Here is a 19,328-nt window from a genome sequence, read left to right on the forward strand (position 1 = left end):
CAGGGGAGGCGCAATCGGCTCCCCAGCCTCGCACACATTACGCGACCGCGGCCCCGGATGCTTCGGTATCTTTGACGGTATCGTCGGTACGCGACCGCGCGCAAGGGGGCGAGTCGACGGGCTGCCCGCCGATCTGCGGGGGTGTCGCGCGCCCGGCTGGCGTTCGAATGGCGTGCAGGCGGATGAGCGGGCGCCCGACGCAACGGGCATCTTGCGCGGAGATTTCCGCAGATGATGGAGAGCCCGGGCCGGCCGCGCACACGACGCCAGTCGGCATGCGCAACGGCGCAGTCGGCCTGAATATCTGCAGAGAGTGGCGCATAATATTTTGATGTCGACCCTTGGCTGGAAGAGGGTTTTATGCGCTGCGCACTATGCGGTTCCGAGAATCCTCCCGGTGCGAGGTTCTGCCAGGAATGCCAGGCCGTGTTGCCCCGCACGTGTCCGCAATGCGGCCACGACACAGCGCCGGCGGCCCGCTTCTGCAGCCATTGCGGGGCGTCGCTGGTTGCAACCACGGCTGCGTCGCCGCCGTCCCGGCCACCGGGTCGGGAGCCGCCGCCGACGCCCGTTCATTACACCCCCGATCATCTTGCCGAGCGCATTCGTGCCGAACACGCGGCCATGGAAGCGCGCGGCGAAGCCGCCGGCGAGCGCAAGACCGTTACCGCGCTGTTTGCGGACATGGCCGGGTCGACCGCGCTGATCCACGATCTCGATCCCGAAGTGGCGCATCGCCTGATCGTGCCGGTGGTCGGGCTGATGATGGAAGCGGTCCATTACTACGAAGGGTACGTAGCCAAATCGCTCGGCGACGGCATCCTCGCGCTGTTCGGCGCACCGATTGCCCACGAAGACCACGCACAACGCGCGCTCTTCGCGGCATTGCGCATGCAGCAGGCGATGCGGCAGCATGGCGATCGCATTCGTCTGCAGGAAGGCATTCCACTGCAGATTCGTGTCGGCGTTCACACCGGCGAAGTCGTCGTTCGTTCGATCCGCACCGACGACCTGCACACCGATTACGACCCGCTCGGGCATACGATCCACATCGCGTCGCGGATCGAGGGCATCGCCGCACCGACGTCGATTCTCGTCAGCGAGTCCACCCACCGGCTGGCCGAAGGCTATTTCGAGTTCAAGGCGCTCGGGGCGACGCAGCTCAAGGGCATTCCGGCGCCGCTGCACGTATACGAGGCGCTTGGCCTCGGTGCGTTGCGTACGCGCCTGCAACGGGCGGCACACCGCGGTCTCGCGCGCTTCGTGGGCCGGGAAACGGAAATGGAGCACCTGAACCGGGCTCTGGAGGACGTGAGGGCCGGGCAGGGGCGCATGGTCGGCGTGGTGGGGGAGGCCGGCGTCGGCAAGTCTCGCCTGTTCCACGAGTTCAAGGAACGTTCACGGCGTGGCGCACTCGTGGTGGAGACGTTTTCGGTATCCCATGGCAAGGCGTTTCCCAATTTGCCGCTCATCGAACTCCTGAAGAATTACTTCCAGATCACGACGCAGGACGACGAGCGGCGCTGCCGGGAAAAGGTCATCGGCAAGGTGCTCACGCTCGAGCGCAGTTTCGAGGACCTCGTGCCTTACATCCTCTATCTGCTTGGCATCGGTGAAGGCGGGCCGGTACTCGTCGAGATGGATGCGCAGATCCGGCGCGAGCGTACCTTCGATGCGATCGGACAGCTTCTTGCGCGGGAGAGCCGGAATCAGCCGGTCTATTTGCTGTTCGAGGATCTGCAATGGCTGGACCGCGAAACGGAAGCCTTCCTCGCCTACCTGATCGACCGCGTGCCGGACGCACGCATCCTGCTTCTGGTGAACTACCGGCCCGAGTATCGGCCCGCGTGGGCCCGCGCGGCGCATGGGAGCACGCTCCGGCTCGAACCGCTGGGTCCCTCGGATGCGCAAGGACTGCTCGCGGCGCTGCTCGGCGAAGATCGCTCGCTCGTGCCGCTGAAGCAACTCATTCTGGAGAAGACGGAAGGCAACCCGTTCTTCATGGAGGAAGTGGTCCGGACGCTCGTCGAGGAGCGCTCGCTGCTCGGCGAGGCCGGGCGCTATCGCATCGTGGAGACGCCGGCGACGCTGCACATTCCGACCACCGTGCAAGGCGTGCTCGCCGCCCGGATCGACCGGCTTCCGATCGAGGAAAAGGAACTGCTGCAGGCACTCGCGGTGATCGGCCACGAGTTTTCGTTCAACCTGATCCAGCGAATTTGCGGCGACGAACCGGCGCGGGGCGACGAACTGCGGCGTCTGCTCGCGCATCTGGAGGCGGCGGAGTTCATCTACGAGTGCCCGGCCTTTCCGGAAGTCAATTACTCGTTCAAGCACGCGTTGACCCAGGAGGTGGCCGGGCGCTCGTTGCTCACGGAGCGGCGTACCACGCTGCACGAGCGCACCGCGCAGGCGATCGAGGTACTGTTTCCGACGCGCATCGCCGATTACTGCAGCGAACTCGCGCATCACTACAGTCAGAGCGGCAACATTCCGAAGGCGGTCGAATACCTGCATCGTGCGGCCCAGCAGGCGTTGCGCCATGCAGCCCATCACGATGCGATGCACCACCTCGGCGCGGCGCTGGCGTTGTTGAAGGGCTTGCCCGACACGCCGATGCGCGCGCATTGGGAGCTGACGCTGCTGCTTTCCCTGGGGCCGGTCCTGATGGATGTCCGCGGGTATGGCGCGAACGAGGTGGGCGCGACCTATATGCGCGCCCTCGAGTTGTGCGAGCGCACCGGCGACGCGTCGCAACGCTTCGCGACGCAGTTGGGATTGCGGATGCATCACGTGGTGCGCGGCGAGTATGCACTCGCCATCGAGCTGGGCATGCAGATGCTCAATACGGCCCAGGATGCGAACGATGCGGGCTTCCTCATCGAGGCACACAGCGCGCTGGGTTCGTGCTTCTTCCTGCAGGGCGACTTCGACGCGGCTCGCACCCATATGGAACGGGCGCTGGCGCTTTACGATCCGGAGCAGCATCAGGCGCACGTGTTTGCGCACGGTGTGGATCCCGGCATCCGGGCACTCAGTTTCCTCGTGCTGATTCTGTGGATACAGGGGTATCCCGACCAGGCGCTCAAACGCAGCGGCGAAGCGCTTGCGCTCGCACAGAACCTTTCGTATGGGCCTTCCCTGGCGTTCAGCCTGACTTACACGGCGCACCTGCATCAACTGCGGCGGGAGCCGGTGCAGGCCGCCGAGCGCGCGGAAGCGGTCATTGCCGTGTCGACCGAGCACGGATTGCCGTACTGGCTCGCATGGGGGACGCTGCTGCGAGGCTGGGCGACGAGCGTGCAAGGCAACCTCCAGGACGGCATTGCGCAGATGCGGCTGGGCCTCGACGCGCAACGGGCAGCCGGCGGCGAAGACCAGCGTCCGTATTCTCTCGCGTTGCTCGCCAACAGTTATTGGCGCGCGGGAGACAGGCGGGCAGCAACGGGTATGTTGGAGGAGGCCCGGGCGATCGTCGAGAAAACCGGCGAGCATTGCTACGAGGCGGAGCTGTACCGGCTCACCGGACTCTATCTGGCCGGCGAGGCAGGCACGGCACCTGAACGCGACGACGAAGCCGCCGACTGCTTTCTCAGGGCGATCGCACGGGCGCGCCAGCAGGGTGCCAGGGCGCTGGAACTGCGGGCAGCGTCGGACCTCGCTCGGCTATTGCAGCGGCAGGGCAAGACCGCGGATGCAACTCAAGCGCTGTACGACGTATACGCCTGGTTCACGGAAGGCTTCGATACAAGCGACCTGCAAGAGGCCAAAGCGCTGCTGGACGCATTGGACGCGCACGCGGGATGAATGGACTGCGGCGTACGACGACGCATCGTGTGACCACGTGCTGTCCGCGAACCGCCGCTGCTCGAGGAGGCAGGCATGATAACCAAGCACACTCGACGCCGCCACGATGGTGCGCGCAAACCGATCGCGCTGGCGCTGCAGGGCGGCGGGATGCACGGCGCATTCACCTGGGGCGTGCTCGACCGGCTGCTCGAGGACGGCCGGCTTGACATCGAGGGTGTCAGTGCAACCAGCGCCGGCGCGATGAATGCCGCCGTGTTCGCATACGGGCTGCTGAAGGGGGGCGAGGACGGTGCGCGTGAGGCGCTGCACGACTTCTGGCAGGCGGTCGCCCGATCGGCGGAGCACTACAACCCGTTGCGCTGGGCACCGTGGCTGAAGGGCACGCACAGCTTCGGGCTCGATCACTCGCCGCTCTATGCGTTTGCCGACATGATGCTGCGCGTCTTCTCGCCTTACCAGTTCAATCCGAACAACCTGAATCCTCTGCGCGAAGTGCTCGAAAGCCAGGTCGACTTCGACGCGCTGCGCAAGCATTGCCCGATCCGGTTGTATCTCTGCGCAACCAACGTCGAGACGGGGAAGATCCGCCTCTTCACCGGAGAGGATGTCTGTGCGGACGCGGTACTGGCATCGGCATGCGTGCCGACACTGTTCCAGGCGGTCACGATCGACGGTGAGTTCTACTGGGACGGCGGCTACATGGGCAATCCGGCCATCTATCCGCTCATCTACAACTGCACGACGCGCGACGTCGTGATCGTGCACATCAATCCGCTCGTACGCCGCGGCGTACCCGTCACGGCAGCGGAGATTCTCAACCGGATCAGCGAGATCAGTTTCAACTCGTCGCTGATGCGCGAGATGCGAGCCATCGCGTTCGTCACCGAGCTGATCCAGCAAGGCACGATCAAGCGCGGCGAGATGAAGGAAATGCTGATCCATTCCATTCGCGCCGACGACGCGCTGAGCGCGTTGAGTGTATCGAGCAAGTACAACGCGGACTGGGGGTTCCTGAGCGAGCTGCATGACCACGGACGACGCGAAGCGGATGCGTGGCTCGCGCATCACTACGGAAACATCGGACAGCGGTCGAGTATCGACATTCGCAGGGAATTTCTCTGAGCACATCGCGGTAACGTCGGCGTGCGGCGATCGTATCGTGCCGCCACGAGCCAAGGAGCGAACGTGAACCAGACGCAGGCGCGGTTCGTCGCGTTGTGGGCGTGCAGCGGCGGGAAACATGCCGAGTATGTCTATGACACGCTGGCGCGAAGCTATGCGGAGCCGGCGCGGCATTACCATACGCTCGCGCATGTGCGGCGATGCCTGCGTCATGTCGACCTCGCGCGTGACTGGATTCCCGAGCCGGATGTGGTCGAACTCGCGCTCTGGTTCCACGACGTGATTTACGTGCCGGGCGCGAAGAACAACGAGCAGCACAGCGCCGACTGGTTCCGGCACCTGGCAGCGGGGCAGATCGGCGCGTGCGACCGGATCTGCGCGATGATTCTCGCGACGACCCACGCCGGAACCGTTGCGGAACTGGATACCCGTTTCGTGTGCGACATCGACCTGGCCGCGCTGGGCGCTTCCCGCAGGCAATTTCGCGAAGACGGCCGCCTGCTCCGGGCCGAGCGCCCCGATCTCGACGACCGGGCTTACGACTTTCATGAACGGACGATTCTTCGCTGGCTGCTCGTCCGCCCGCGTATTTATCTGACGGATTTCTTCTATGCGCGCTGCGAAGCGCGTGCGCGCAGCAATCTGAGCTGGCGGCTGGGCCTGCCGATCCGCGAGTGACGACGGGCGTTCTCGATGACGCCATGTGCAAGTGCCTGTCGCGACCTGGCTGGCCTGCGTCACGATTCCGCGGTTGCCGGCGCCGGCACGTTCCGGCTCGAACCGCACCGCGCGACCCCGATCGGCGCGGCACGCCGCAGCACGTGGCGCTGTCGATCCTGTTCCTGACCATCGCCACGTGCGGCATCCTCGCGCTGATGCCGATCTACTGGACCTTTCCGGGGCAGATCCTGTCCGGTACGGCTGCGGCCGCCGGCATTGCGCTGATCAACTCGGTGGGCAACCTGTCCAGCTTCACGGGCTCGATGATCACCGGCATGGCCAAGGAAATGACCGGCAACATCAGCAACGGCACCTATGCGCTGGGCGTCTGCCTGCTGGTCAGTTGCGTGCTGATCGCGTTGATTCCGCACGACGTCCTGCAGCCGCCGGCCAGCCGGCAGGTGCTTCGCAGTCCGCTGCGTTGCGGGGTTTTCGCATCGCGCCGGCCCGGCAGCGGACGCGACAGGCAACGCGTGGGCGGATCGAAACGTTCGCCGCCATCCCGCCGCTGCGAGACAGGTCGACGAAGTTGGCGAGTCCATCCCGGGCCGGATTGAACCGATCGATTCCCGTGCAGTGCAGAAGTTTTATATCAGGGGGGAGCGGAGAGTCTTGCACGCATTGGCTTGGGTCATGGCCACCATTCAAAGTTAAATGAATGGTGAAGTTTTCCGGGTGGTCCGGTCGGGTCCGCAGTAATTCATTCACGCCCGGTCTGACGCTTCGGGGATGCCGACATCGTCTCGTGGACGAACGATTCCGATTATGGTTTGGCGAGTTCCATCTGGATGGCTGATGTCGGGCGTGCCATGCGCGTGAGCGCCGAGCTTCAGTATGGGTGCACATGGGTGATTCGCCATTTCAACCTGATTTCGGAAATGCCGCATGGAGGCATGAAGATTTCGGGCTATGGCACGGATCGTTCGATGTATGCCCTTGAGGACTATAGCTGCGTCCGGCATGTGACGATTGCCAATTAGATCGCTCCCTGGGTGGCTAATACGTTCGACGCGCATATGCAGGACCGCGCGGGATACGGTCGATTATTTTCGATGTGCCGCATAGCAATCGAATGAAGCCAATGCATCGAAATTCTGGATGCTCAATCGGATCAGGCACAATAGAGCCGGAATCGGTGATCTGAAAAGGCCCACGCTTGCGTGTGCCGAATCAAGCATGGCGGAAGCGCCCGCTATTCCTCGAAACAGAGGATGGAAAATCGTCCATCCGGTCGTCGCGTTATCCAATACGAAAGATTGCCTCTGCCGTTGCTTGGCGGCAATGCCGTCGCATTGCCGCGGTGGAGCAATGCTGGGTTGAGGCGGCGCGGCGACCGATGGCGACCGACGGCGGGGGCTCGGTGGCTGTCATGCAGATGTCCGGTTTCGACGAATCAGGCGTCGTCACCCGTTTCGAATCGATCTGTTCGAAGGGTAAACGCCAACGCAGTTATTTCAACTACATGGAGCAAAGAATGAAGAGGATCATGATCGGACTGGTTGCGCTTGCCATATCCGCAACCGGGTTTGCCAAGGAATGGACGACGATTCGCATTGGCGTCGACCCGTCTTATCCTCCGTTCGAATACAAGAAGCCGTCCGGCGAATTGACTGGCTTCGGCGTGGACCTCGGCAATGAAGTGTGCAAGCGCCTCAACGCGAAATGCCTGTGGGTCGAAAATGCATTCGACGGCATGATTCCCGGCCTGAAGGCGCGGAAATTCGACGCGGTCCTGTCGTCGATGTCGATGACGCCTGCGCGATTGAAGCAAATCGATTTTTCGAACAAGACGGCGCACGCACCGACGTTTCTTGTCGCGAAAAAGGGCTCGGGTATCGAGCCGACGCCGGCATCGCTCAAGGGTAAAGCCGTCGGTGTGCTGCAAGGCTCGATGCAGGAGACGTATGCGAAGGCGCATTGGGAAGGTATCGGCGCGCGCATCCTGTCGTATCAGAACCAGGATCAGGTGTATGCCGACCTGACCAACGGCCGGCTCGACGCTGCGTTGCAAAACGGCGTGCAAGCATCGCGCGGTTTCTTGAATACGCCGCAAGGCAAGGACTACGCGTTCGCGGGCGGTGAGCTGAACGATCCGAAGATTTTCGGACCGGGTCAGGGCATCGGCATTCGCAAGGAAGACACGGACCTGAAGGACAAGATCAACACGGCGCTCGCCGCGATCCGTGCCGACGGGACGTATGACAAGATCGCCAGTCGCTATTTCAATTTCGACATCTACGGCAATTGAGCGCGTGCGCGTCCTGCCCGTCGCACCGGGTGACGGGCGCGTGACGTAGCCGGCGCGGCGGAACGAAGCGGCCGCATGACAATGTGTCCGCCGCGCCGAAGCATGTGTGAAGGGTGACCCTGGCCCACAAAACTGTCGTACCCGGAACGAGGCAGAAGTGAGAGACGAAGACTTTGATCTCTTTATCGAGACCTTCTCTGAGGCCACTAGCCGGGTCGAGGTTCCGCACGCGAGTTTCGACAGGTTCGCGAATAGGTTGCCGGATCGGCTCCTGAAGTATTGGGAGCAAGAAGGTTGGGGTGGCTATGCAGATGGCCTGTTCTGGATCGTGAACCCGGAGAAGTATCAATATATCCTTAATATCTGGCTGAAGGGCACGATCTTTGAGGAAGTCGACAACTATCATGTCATCGCTCGAACAGCTTTCGGGAAGCTGTATGCGTGGGGTGAAAAGACTGGGCCGAGCCTGACGGTTTCATGCCCTACGCATTCTCTGATTGCTCTGGAGAAGGATATGAAGGGGCCGCTCAAGAATCCGGACTTTCGTGTTCAAACCTTCTTTGGCGCCAAGACGCGGAGCGAATGTGACTTCAAGGATGAGTCGAAGCAGCCGTTGTTCCAACGCGCAGTCGGCAAGCTTGGGCAGCTTGAGCCAAACGAGATGTATGGCTTTGAGCCGGCGCTGATCGCCGGCGGTCAAATGAATCTCGATCATCTGAAAAAGGTGGATCTCGATGTCCATTTGACGATTCTGCGGCAGCTTGCAGCGCCGAAGATGCCATTCATTAGCAATCCGACTTGATGCCGTGTAGGGTAGGGATGGCAAAGGGGATCAGATGAGGGATGGCGACTTTGAAGTTGTCATCGATCGCCATGCCCTGACGTCTGTTCCCTGACTATGTGCAGCGTATGCACCGGCTGCGCAAGGAGGGCATCACGGCATCTCCAGACGAGACGGTGGATAGGGAGCTGGCATCATCCGCGAATCGTAGGCGGGCTTTTCGACACCCAGCAGTGATAGAAGCGGTGGATCAAAGCAATTCTCCGGAAAGAAGTTGCTGAAGTAGGAAACGTCTTCGCGACGGTCCATCCTCTCGAACATGGCTTCGATGGGCCCCCAATAGTATCGCCAGGACAAAACGTCAAGCTCGCGTTGTCGATCTGGCGGAAGCGCATCGATTGCAATCGCGCTCAACCCGTCACGAGTGAACTGATAGGCACGCCAAAGCGAGTCGATCAGGAAGTTAGGCGCACTCGGCGAGAATGCGACATAGTCCACGCCGGCTCGGTCTCGATATCCTGCAATGCGGGTAAATGCGCGGAAGGACGGGACCGCTGCCATGCTATCTGGATCGCGCAATTCAAGCTGATAGTAATAGAACAAGGTCTCCGTGGCTTCGTCATGCCGGATGACCAGCTTGTTTCCGGGATTGTGGTAGTGCCCGGTTGCCGGGTCTATATAGCCACCTGAACTATCCCGCTGCAGGCCCGGCTTTTTGCCGAAAATGCATCGAACGTCGTCGATCAACGCATCACCCCAGTCTTCATAGAATCGGGTCAACTGTTCATTGCTGATCGCAACTGAAGCATAGATACCAACCGGTTCCATCTGTTCGCTCCGTCAGGTTTTGACCTCATCAATACAGCATGATTATCCGCTCATGCTCAGGCTTCGCACAACGCGTGACGACGCGGACTGCCGGCGCTGAAACCGTACCGCGGGCGAGTTGAATCCTGGCTTCGCGACGCGGCCGGTAGTGACGTTTCCAATGTCAGTAACAAGATGCGTCCCAGGTCACTTTCTCTGCATCGGGTTCGTGCGTTTTTGCATATGAGATGGGTTTTTTCGTCTCTACGCCGTGGAAATCCAAGCCAATACACTCGGTAACGGTATCGCGGAACGGCGCTCTGCGTTTCGCAACCGCGCGTTGACAGGAATGCAGTGCATCTCGCGTGGGATAGCGACCGCGCTGCAGATGCACGATGGTGACTTGCCGGATGATGCGATCGAGTGCCGTTTTTGCCGCAGCGGCTCCACGAGGTACCGCTCGAAGCACAGCGCATGACGATTGTGCGGCGGCCATGACATGACCACCGGCAATGCTCAACGATAAATGAAGCAGATAACAAAGTGTGCGACCGCACTGAGTGAGACAGCGATGACACGATTTACTCCTTCCGCGCAGGCTTTTCTCGACGCGCGCGATCTGCTGCTGCAGCATCGCACCGACTACGAGCGCGCGTACTCCGAGTTCACCTGGCCTGAACTTGAGACATTCAACTGGGCGCTCGACTATTTCGATGTGATGGCCGAGCGTAACGACAATCCGGCGTTATGGATCGTCGACGATCCGGCCGGGTCGGGCAACACGTTCACGTTTGCGCAGATGGCCGAGCGCTCGTCACGCGTGGCCAACTTCCTCAGAGGGCTGGGGGTGACGCGTGGAGACAGGCTGCTGCTGATGCTGCCGAATCGCGTCGAACTCTGGGACGTGATGCTGGCCGCGATGAAGCTCGGTGCCGTCGTGCTGCCAGCCACGACGCAACTGTCCGCGGACGATGTTCGCGAGCGGGTGGAAGTGGCCGGGGCGCGTTTCGTCGTTGTCGATGCGGCGGAACTCGGGAAGTTCGACGCGCTCGATGTCGACATGACGTTCATCGCGGTCGGCGCTGCGCCGGGCGCAGCACGTGGCTGGATCGACTTTGGCCGCGCATATGAGGCGAGCGCCTCGTTCGAGCCGGACGGTCCGACGAAAGCGACCGATCCATTGCTGCTGTACTTCACGTCGGGCACGACGTCGAAGCCGAAGCTCGTCGAGCATACGCATCAAAGCTATCCGGTCGGACACCTCTCGACGATGTACTGGATCGGCTTGCAGCCGGGTGACGTGCACTGGAACATCAGCTCGCCGGGCTGGGCGAAGCACGCGTGGAGCTGCTTCTTTGCGCCGTGGAATGCGCAGGCGTGCGTGTTCGTCTACAACTATGCGCGCTTCGTGCCGAAAGAGACGCTGGATGTACTCGTTCGTTGTGGGGTCACGACGCTCTGTGCGCCGCCGACCGTCTGGCGGATGATGGTGCAAGAGCCGCTTGCGTCGTATCCGGTGAAGCTGCGTGAGATCGTCGGTGCGGGCGAACCGCTGAATCCGGAGATCATCGAGCGGGTGCGGCATGCATGGAACGTCACGATCCGCGACGGCTTCGGCCAGACCGAAACGACCTGCCAGATCGGCAATTCTCCGGGCCAGCCCGTCGTCAACGGATCGATGGGGCGGCCGTTGCCCGGGTACCGTATCGAACTTGTCGATGCAGACGACCAGCCCGCGAGCGAAGGCGAAATTGCGTTGCCTCTCGTGCAGCGTCCGGCCGGCTTGATGACCGGCTATGCGAACAACGAGCAGGCGACCGCGCATGCGATGCGCAATGGCTTGTACCACACGTCGGACGTTGCACTGCGTCTTGACGATGGCTATTACGTGTACGTCGGTCGTGCGGACGACGTGTTCAAGTCATCCGACTACCGGTTGAGTCCTTTCGAGCTGGAGAGCGTGCTGATCGAGCACGAGGCGATCGCGGAGGCGGCCGTGGTGCCAAGTGCCGACCCGCTGCGTCTGTCGGTACCGAAGGCGTTTGTCATGGTGCGCCACGGTTACGATGCCGGCCCCGATCTCGCTCGTGAGGTATTTCGCTTCTCGCGCGAAAAGCTTGCACCGTACAAGCGGATTCGGCGACTCCAGTTCAGCGATCTGCCGAAGACCATCTCGGGCAAAATTCGCCGTGTCGAGTTGCGGCGGCTGGAGATGGAACGCGATTCAGGAGCCGGGCGATTCGCGGACGAGTATTGGGAAGAAGATTTTCCCGAGTTGCGCTGACCTTGTACCTTGGGGGCCGGGCGCCACGCTTTCGCGCCCGGCCCCGATTTCTCGTTGATGCCGCAATGCAGGTTTGCTCGCCGACCGGGGCGATCGATCGCGCGTGTCAGTGACCGCGTACACGCAGGTGCCGGCCGAGGAACTCGACGGTGTGTCCGAAGGCCTGCGAAGCGCTCTCCTCGTGGTAATGAAGAGGGTCTCCTTCACGATCGAATCCGTCTCCGGTCGGGTAAAGGCGAATCTGTACAGACGCGGAACCATTGTCAACGGAGACCGGCTGCGAGGACGGGCATTGCGGGTCCAGCGTGCCGCAATGCGCCAGCACCGGTCCGGTTCCGTCCTGCGGCGACACGGGTGTCGGCACGCCGTAATACACGACGCACGGTAGCGACATCTTGCGGGCTGCGGCGAGCGCAACCGCGCCTCCCCAGCCGTATCCAACGATTGCAATCTCGCCGGCGTGACCGATCGCGTCAGCGGCGGTCGCGACGAGCTCGGCCGCGGTGTCGACTCCGAGTGTCGCTGCGAGCTTGTTGCCACGCAGGTAGTCGTCGGCCGCATAGTGGTCCAGTTCGACTTCACGTTCGACCTGGTCGAACAGTGCGGGCACGACCGTCAGATATCCTTCGGCGGCGTATCGTTCGGCGATGTTGCGCATGTCGGCGTTGACGCCGAATATTTCGTGTACCAGCACGATTCCGCCGACCGGTTTGTCGTCCGGCTCGGCGGACCATCCATTCATCGGTCCATGTGTGCTCACCAGCGTGATCCAGTGACTCATCCATACCTCAGACAATGCGATTGATCGGGAACATCCTGGAGGATTGTGATGCAACCTTCAAAAAATAAACAGTATAGTCTGTTTCTTTTTTTTGCTGGCTTGTTCGCTTCAGTTCAACAGCCCATAGGCGCGCGCCTTGGCGAGCGCCGCAGAGCGGTTTCGCACACCGAGCTTGCCGTAGAGGTTCCTGAGGTGCCATTTGACGGTCGGGAGGCTGAGCGAAAGCTGGTCCGCCAGCGTCTGGTTGCTCAGTCCTTCGTTGACGAGACGCAGGAGTTGCGTTTCGCGCAAGGTGAGCGGCTGGACCACATCGACGGGCCCGGCTGCCGAACTGAAGGCGCCGGTAACATCGCCGTCGTCATCGCTTTGCGATTGACCGCAAATTGCGTGAAGCCGGTCGAGAAAATCGATTTCGGCCGGGCGAATCAACGCGAAATCGCGAGCGCTCGCTTTGGCGATAAGCTTGCCGACGGCCCGTTGATACAGGATGAACGGATAGACGAGCGAGCCGGTGTGTGCCAGACCGATTGCGCGTGACAGTGCTCGCGTCGCTTCCCGCTTTCTTCCCGCGCGGGCATAGGCATCCATCGATGCGAGCAGGAGGGACACGCGATCGCTGGTGCGCCCTTGCGTGGTGGCGAGTCGCATGGCGGCATCGATCGTGTCATGGGCCTGTTTGAACAGACCTTTCGCAATGGCAAGCTCGATACCGACGAGCAACCAGTCGCTGCGCTCGCGCATCCCTGTCGGGTGCGTGCGGTTGCCGGACTGAATGACCCGGCCGGCGAGTTCGATTGAATCGGTCTCGGCTTCGATGCCGGCATGCAGGCGCCGCCGGATGCGTTGTGCCGACAACAGGGTCATGATGCGAGGCGCGTACCGGCGCGCAATTTCGTCGAGGGATGAATCAGTCGTGTCGGCGAATTCGCCATCCGGCTTCATGGCCACGCACGCGCCGAGCCCGAGTTCGGTGGTCATGGGAACGCCGTAATGATTGGCGGGCTGCATGCTGCGCTCGAGCGGCGGGCGTGCGTCGGCAAACTTGCCTTGATCGGTCAGCGCACGGGCATGCACGCTATCGATGATGGCCAGCACGGGAGAGCTTTCCCCGATTTCAGACAGGACGCGGGCTCGCACGTTGCCCAGGATCCGGTCGGCGAGATCCGGTCGCGCGCGAGACAGTGCGAGGGCCGCGCGCAAAATGCCGATCCACGCGCGCAGGAAGATGCTGTGCGATCGTTCGATCGCGCCGTCCGCAGCATCCAGGTGCCGCTCGCTTTCGGCCAGATCCCCGCGGTCCAGGGCAGCCAGGGCGGCCACCGCAGTTACGGTGCCGACCTGAAGCGGGTCGTAGTGCCCGGTGTCGTTCAGCCACGCCAGCGCCTCGTCGTGAGCGGCGTCCAATGCATCCGTCGATACCGCCAGCACGATTCTCAGGAAAGAGAGATCGGCCGTTTCGAGTGCGGCCGAAGGCGGGGCGGGATCTTCCGAGAGGCGCCGATCCAGCATTTCCAGTGCGGATCCCGCTTTTTCGTACTGCATCAAATGGCACAAGGCCCAGACATACCAACCTTGTGCCTGAACCGGCAAATCGCCGCCGAGACTGAGCAATTTTTCAGTCCACTCGACGAACAATGACATTTGTCCGCAGTCTGCCGCAACGTGCCGCGCGATGCGTCCGATCAGACTTTCGGCCCGTTTTACGTCCGGCGCCTCGAGTGCGCTCCCCAATGCCGACACGTAGTCCTTGCGATCCTCGTACCAGCGAGCCGCATTCTTCAATACCTCGGACCGGCGTGCGGGAGACAGGCGGTCTTTCGCTTCCTGCAGCAGGTACTCGCGAAGCAGCGTGTGCAAGCGAAACCATCGACGGCCGACGCCGATCGAAAAGATCAGTAGGTTGCGCTGCAGCAGATCGTCCAGCCAGTCGCGAGCGTTAGGATTGCCCGTGATGAACTCCGCCAGCTCCACGTTGAATTCGCGCACGAGCGCGACCTCCATCAGGAAGTGCACCCGGGCGGGATCGATGATGGACAGGACGCGCTCGGTGAGCACGCGGGAAATGTCTTTCTGGTCACCGTTGAAATCACGCAGCGGCGTTGGCGGAAAGTGCGCCGAAGCGGTGTCGCAGGGAAACTGCTGCTGTTCCGACATCAGAACCTGGGCCAGGCGCACGGCCGCAGGCCACCCCTCGGTGTGCGCATGGATCTCCTGAACCGCCCTGTCGTCAAGCCCCGCGAATCCCGACAACGAGAACAGTTGTCTGGTCTCGTCGCGGTTGAAACCGAGTTGGTCGGGCCCAAGCAACAGACCATCCACCTCGAGTTTCATCCGGACGAAATCGATGGGGAGGTTACGCACGCTGGAGACGACCAGGCGCACATCCGGCACGCGATGAAACGTCAGGCGTTCGATGAAGGCGGAGACCATCGGATCGATGCACACATCGAGGTTGTCGATGAACAGGATCGTGCGCCCGCGCAGCTGGCGCAGGTCGCCGACGATTGCCTCCAGCGCGTGATTGGGGTCAAGAATGTCGACCGGGTCCGCGACGGGACTGGCCGGCTGCGCATGCCGGTCGTCTGTCGTTTGCGACGCGTCCGTCAGGGCCTGTCGAAGGAGCGCCAGGACGGAGCGGACATCTCGCTCCCGCTCGTCGAGCGAGAGCCAAAGGCAACGCTCGTCGCCGGAGCGCAGCCCGCGGTAGATTGCACTCAACAGGACCGTTTTCCCGTAACCGGGCGGTGCCGTGACCACCGTGAGGCGGGGAAGCGCCCGCGCGCGTAGCAGCGCAAACGCGCGGGTCGGCACGCGCTCGAAGCCGAAATCAGGGGGCGCAAGCCGTCCGCGGGACCAATTGTTCCAGTTCATCGAGTTCAGTGCTTCCAGGCGTACGTCATTGACGTGGTTGCCGCGTATGGGATGGATGCGGGTCAGCCGCTCGGGTACCCCAGTTCAACTGCCGGACGGTCTTTCCATTTTTGCGATGCACAAAACCGCGGGTGATATCTGCCGCTTGTGCGCCGCTGGTCAGATTCTGACCGCGCGTCACGACTTCAGGGCCCCGGGTTTTTCCTAGGTCCATACCCGTCCTTTGGGATGGGGATGTCGATCGAAGACAAGGCTTTAATCGTTCTGCAACGAAACGGTGGATATCGATCGTACGAACCATCGAATCCTCCCGGCGGTTGCGGATGGGTTGGGAGTCGGCACATCCCCGTTCTCCGAATCCCGGGACATCTTGAAGCGGCACTATCTGGCACAAAAAAGACAGCTCAGTCTGTCTGTTTTATTGAATCAAACTGGAGCGAGACGATGAGACTTGAAGGCAAGGTGGCAATCGTAACGGGTGCGGCCACCGGTATCGGCAACGCGATCGCGAAGAAGTATGCCGCTGAAGGCGCGAAGATCGTGATCGCCGACGTGAAGGGGGCGGAAGCGGCCGCCGCCGAATTCGGCCCGGGCGTTGCGCTCGGTGTTCAAGCGAATGTGGCCGATCCGGACAGCGTCCGGCAGATGGCAGCCGCGGCAGTGGAGCAGTTCGGGAAAATCGACGTGCTGGTCAACAACGCCGGCATCTTCACCGGACTCAACGGCATTCCGATGGAGTCGATCCCGGTCGAGGACTGGGATCGACTCTATGCGGTGAACGTCAAGGGCCCGTGGCTGTGCACGAGCGCGGTAGCGGCGGCGATGCGCGAAGGCGGCGGCGGCCGGATCATCAATATCGCTTCGGTCATCGCGCATGTCGGCGTTCCGTTCATGCTGCATTACGTGTCGAGCAAGGGGGCCGTCGCGGCAATGACCCGTGCGATGGCACGCGAATTCGCGGCGACGAAGAGCCGGATCCTGGTCAACTCGATCTCGCCCGGCTACACCCATTCGGCGAACGCGATCGCCAACGCCGGCCAGCATGAGCAATTCGAAGGGGTGGCTTCGCAGATGCGAACGATCGAGCGCCCGCAGCAGCCTGACGACATCGCCGGCGCGGCGCTCTGGCTTGCCAGCGACGAAGCGTCTTACATCAATGGCCAGAACGTCGTCGTGGACGGCGGCATTTTCATGAGTCTCTGATCGTTTCTCGGAGGTTCACTACAGCAATCCATCGCAGAGCTAACGCCATGAATGCAAATGTGCCGCACGTTGCGGACCCGACCCGTCTCAGGAACAAGAACTTGATTGGTGGCCAGTGGAAGGATGCGCTTTCCGGCCAGTCGATCACCGTCGAGAACCCCGCGACCGAAGAGATCATCGCGGAAGTGCCTCGCGGCCAACAGGAGGACATCGACGCGGCCGTGAAGGTTGCGCGAGCCACATTCGAGTCTGCCGCGTGGCGCAAGATCCGTCCGATCGACCGCGGCCGGATTCTGGAAAACATCGCTCGCAAGATCGAGGAACATGCCGACGAGCTGGTCTGGCTGGAGTCGGTGGACACCGGCAAGGCGATCTCGTTCGCGAAGGTCATCGATCTTCCGTCGACGGTTGACGTGTTTCGTTACATGGGCGGATGGTGCTCGAAGCTGAGTGGTTCGACGCCGCCGATCTCGTTCGACGGAAAGGAATACCACACGTATACGCGTCGGGAGCCGGTCGGGGTGGTCGGTGCGATCACGCCATGGAATTACCCGCTTGCGCTGGGAGCCTGGAAGATTGCATCGGCGTTGGCCGCGGGTTGCACGATGGTTCTGAAGCCCACCGAGCTGACGCCGCTCAGCACGCTTCGGCTGGCCGAGTTGTGCCTCGAAGCGGGATTGCCCGAAGGCGCGCTGAACATCGTCAACGGTTATGGCCATGAGGCTGGCGAGGCACTGGCGCGTCACCCGGACGTCGACAAGATCACCTTCACCGGGTCGACGGCGGTGGGCAAGAAGATCGTCGAGTATTCGCTCGGAAACATGAAGCGCGTGACGCTGGAACTCGGCGGAAAATCGCCGAGCATCGTCTTCGACGATGCGGACCTGGATCAGGTCGCGCTTGGCGCCGCGCTCGCGGTGTTCTTCAACTCAGGCCAGATCTGCTTTGCCGCGAGCCGGCTGTTCGTGCAGGACAGCGTCTACGATCGCGTGGTCGAGGCGATCGCCGCGGTCGCATCGCAGTTCAAGGTCGGCAACGGCCAGGCAGCCGACACGATGCTCGGCCCGCTGGTGTCGCGCAAGCAGCAGGAGCGCGTGCTGGGTTACGTTCAGTCCGGCATCGAACAAGGCGCGAGCCTCGTGTGCGGCGGCCAGAAGGTGGGCGACAAGGGCTACTTCGTGCAGCCGACCGTGTTTGCTGATGCGAATCAATCGATGAAGATCGTGCAGGAGGAGATCTTCGGGCCGGTTGTCAGCGTCATCCGCTTCAAGGACGAGGCGGAGGCGATTCGCCTCGCGAACGATACGGCGTATGGGCTGGCGGCGAACATCTGGACGCGTGACATCAAGAAGGCACATCGCGTGGCGCACCGGCTGCAGGCGGGTTCGGTATGGATCAACTGTCACGGCGTCATCGACCCGGCCGCGCCGTTCGGCGGGTTCAAGCAGTCCGGCTGGGGGCGTGAAGTATCGGAAGAGGGGCTGGCTGCGTATACCGAAACGAAGACGGTTTGCGCGTTGCTGGACGACTAGTCGATAACCGATTTCCGGGCACTGTGTTTGGGCGGTTGAGGAGACCGATCATGTGGGAATACATTAAGTACTACTTTGCACCGTTCGTGCAGGTGTTGGCGATCTGGGGTTTTTATCGGGGAGGCGACTTCACGTGGATTGCGATCGGCGCGTTTCCGGCCATCGCGATACTTGACGCGCTGCTGCCGCTCGACCTGGCGGAGCGCAGGATGAAGAGTCACTTCTGGGCCTATCTGCCGGTCTGGATTGCGACGCTTCTGTTACCCGTCATGTACTTCGTCTTTGCATGGTCGGTCGGGCATCACGCGCTGACTGCCCTGCAGATGGCGGGCGGTGTCGCAGGTCTGGCCTGGCTGTCGGTCGTGCCGGGCGTACCGGCGACGCACGAACTCTACCACTCGCGCGGGCGTCTCGCCCGTTTCGTCGGGCGCTACGGGCAGATCGCGTTTCTCGACTGCATGCGCATGGAAGTGCACGTGGTCGGCCATCACCGTGATGTGGGTACCGCAGAGGACGTCGACACCGCGCGTCGCGGAGCGACCCTATACCGTTTCGTCGTCCGGTCGATGTGGGAGTCGACCCGTCTCGAGCTCAAGCTTGATGCCGACACGCTCGAGAAGCGCGGCTACTCGCGCTGGTCGATCCGTCACTCCTTGTGGCGCGCGATCCTTGCTGTCGTGGTGTTCGTCGGCATCATCCATGCAATCGGCGGCGTCAGGGCAGCAGGCCTGTGTTTCATCGCCATGGTGATCGCGCGTTTCTGGGTGGAGGCATTCAACTATTACCAGCACTTCGGTCAGACCCGGGTCGTCGGTACCCCCATCGAGAAGCGGCACGTGTGGAATCACTACGGCACGCTTTCCCGGTTGTACGCGTTCGAAATCACCAATCACGCCGAGCACCACCTGAATTCCTACCTCCCGTACTACAAGCTGGTCCCGGACAGGCAGGCGATCCTCATGCCGAGCATCATCGTCTGCTTCCTTTCGGGGTTCATTCCCCCGTTGTGGTACAGCCGAATCATCAAGCCGGCGCTGCGTCGTTGGGATAACGAATTTGCGTCACCGGCAGAGCGTCGCCATCGCGATGGAGCAGAACCGTAGCGTTGGGTGGGAGGACTGGTTTGACGAGCCGCCGACCAAGCCGGGCAAGCCCACCACGACGGCATG

General features: G+C 62.0%; 13 protein-coding genes and 1 pseudogene. 11 read left to right on the forward strand and 3 right to left on the reverse strand.

Features of this window, described 5'->3' with window-relative positions; translation table 11 throughout:
• The first annotated feature begins 360 nt into the window (after positions 1-360).
• The 7 genes and pseudogenes from LGN19_RS29285 to LGN19_RS39840 all read left to right on the forward strand — a co-directional run bounded on the left by LGN19_RS29285 (position 361) and on the right by LGN19_RS39840 (position 8,702).
• Positions 361-3,807 carry an adenylate/guanylate cyclase domain-containing protein gene (locus LGN19_RS29285; protein WP_226218611.1) on the forward strand — a complete coding sequence of 1,149 codons (3,447 nt, stop codon included), beginning with the start codon at positions 361-363 and terminating at the stop codon, positions 3,805-3,807.
• A gap of 75 nt (positions 3,808-3,882) precedes the next feature.
• The gene (locus LGN19_RS29290; protein WP_175221979.1) at positions 3,883-4,932 is read left to right on the forward strand and encodes a patatin-like phospholipase family protein; all 1,050 of its coding nucleotides are present in this window, start codon (positions 3,883-3,885) and stop codon (positions 4,930-4,932) included.
• Positions 4,933-4,995: 63 nt separating this feature from the next.
• On the forward strand, positions 4,996-5,610 hold the full coding sequence (locus LGN19_RS29295; protein ID WP_226218613.1) for a hypothetical protein: 615 nt from the start codon (positions 4,996-4,998) through the stop codon (positions 5,608-5,610).
• Positions 5,611-5,750: 140 nt separating this feature from the next.
• Positions 5,751-6,050: pseudogene (locus tag LGN19_RS29300) on the forward strand (MFS transporter); the annotation flags it as partial.
• Between the two features lie 339 nt (positions 6,051-6,389).
• Positions 6,390-6,632: an aldehyde dehydrogenase family protein gene (locus LGN19_RS29305; RefSeq protein WP_226218767.1), complete on the forward strand. Its 243-nt coding sequence runs from the start codon at positions 6,390-6,392 to the stop codon at positions 6,630-6,632.
• A gap of 494 nt (positions 6,633-7,126) precedes the next feature.
• Positions 7,127-7,900 (forward strand): ABC transporter substrate-binding protein, encoded by a 774-nt coding sequence (locus LGN19_RS29310; protein WP_122950660.1) that lies wholly within the window; start codon positions 7,127-7,129, stop codon positions 7,898-7,900.
• A 157-nt stretch (positions 7,901-8,057) separates the two neighbouring features.
• On the forward strand, positions 8,058-8,702 hold the full coding sequence (locus LGN19_RS39840; RefSeq protein ID WP_226218615.1) for a GAD-like domain-containing protein: 645 nt from the start codon (positions 8,058-8,060) through the stop codon (positions 8,700-8,702).
• A 132-nt stretch (positions 8,703-8,834) separates the two neighbouring features.
• Here LGN19_RS39840 and LGN19_RS29320 read toward each other — a convergent pair whose 3' ends face one another.
• The gene (locus LGN19_RS29320; protein ID WP_226218617.1) at positions 8,835-9,509 is read right to left on the reverse strand and encodes a hypothetical protein; all 675 of its coding nucleotides are present in this window, start codon (positions 9,507-9,509) and stop codon (positions 8,835-8,837) included.
• A 550-nt stretch (positions 9,510-10,059) separates the two neighbouring features.
• Between LGN19_RS29320 and LGN19_RS29325 the strand changes: the two genes are divergently transcribed.
• Positions 10,060-11,772, forward strand: coding sequence for an AMP-binding protein (locus LGN19_RS29325; RefSeq protein ID WP_226218619.1), 1,713 nt, complete (start codon positions 10,060-10,062; stop codon positions 11,770-11,772).
• Between the two features lie 106 nt (positions 11,773-11,878).
• On the opposite strand, the gene LGN19_RS29330 is transcribed toward LGN19_RS29325, so the two are convergent.
• Together LGN19_RS29330 and LGN19_RS29335 are read right to left on the reverse strand one after the other, a co-directional pair.
• Positions 11,879-12,553: a dienelactone hydrolase family protein gene (locus tag LGN19_RS29330; RefSeq protein ID WP_174957583.1), complete on the reverse strand. Its 675-nt coding sequence runs from the start codon at positions 12,551-12,553 to the stop codon at positions 11,879-11,881.
• Positions 12,554-12,661: 108 nt separating this feature from the next.
• Positions 12,662-15,424, reverse strand: a complete 2,763-nt coding sequence (locus LGN19_RS29335; protein WP_226218621.1) for a LuxR C-terminal-related transcriptional regulator — start codon at positions 15,422-15,424, stop codon at positions 12,662-12,664.
• A 234-nt stretch (positions 15,425-15,658) separates the two neighbouring features.
• Between LGN19_RS29335 and LGN19_RS29340 the strand changes: the two genes are divergently transcribed.
• From LGN19_RS29340 to LGN19_RS29350, 3 genes are all read left to right on the forward strand, one after another.
• Positions 15,659-16,627 (forward strand): SDR family NAD(P)-dependent oxidoreductase, encoded by a 969-nt coding sequence (locus LGN19_RS29340; protein ID WP_226218623.1) that lies wholly within the window; start codon positions 15,659-15,661, stop codon positions 16,625-16,627.
• 101 nt (positions 16,628-16,728) lie between these two features.
• Positions 16,729-18,159: an aldehyde dehydrogenase family protein gene (locus LGN19_RS29345; protein ID WP_226218624.1), complete on the forward strand. Its 1,431-nt coding sequence runs from the start codon at positions 16,729-16,731 to the stop codon at positions 18,157-18,159.
• Positions 18,160-18,209: 50 nt separating this feature from the next.
• The gene (locus LGN19_RS29350) at positions 18,210-19,262 is read left to right on the forward strand and encodes an alkane 1-monooxygenase (protein ID WP_226218626.1); all 1,053 of its coding nucleotides are present in this window, start codon (positions 18,210-18,212) and stop codon (positions 19,260-19,262) included.
• Positions 19,263-19,328: the final 66 nt, after the last annotated feature.

Source organism: Burkholderia sp. AU30198 (genome assembly GCF_020419825.1).
GTDB lineage: Bacteria > Pseudomonadota > Gammaproteobacteria > Burkholderiales > Burkholderiaceae > Burkholderia.